The sequence below is a fragment of the Photobacterium sp. R1 genome, assembly GCF_054600795.1.
In genome coordinates, this window is the sequence record NZ_BAAHZP010000647.1 from 1 (window position 1) to 263 (window position 263).

Sequence of the window (263 nt, forward strand, 5' to 3'; positions counted from 1 at the left end):
GCCAGCAAGCGGTGTGCAGGCGTCAGCTGCTTATAGACCTCTTCTTTCAGGTGCGTGGTGCCCCGTACCATGTTTTCACAGGCGATGATATTGAGCGGCTGGGTGTTACCCGCTTCAAACCGTTTGGCCAGCCCGCTCGCGATGGTACTGGCAATTTTATCCAGCACCGCAGGGCCAACGGCTGTGGTGATCAGATCGGTATGCACTATCTGATTGATCACGTCTTGCCCGGCGGCGTTCACTGCTGTGATATGGCTGACGGT

The 263-nt window shown here is 56.7% G+C and carries 1 protein-coding gene; it reads right to left on the reverse strand.

Annotated features, from left to right (window positions below):
• On the reverse strand, positions 1 to 263 hold a 263-nt coding region (locus tag ACYP03_RS26660; RefSeq protein ID WP_459782759.1), incomplete at both ends, for a mannitol dehydrogenase family protein.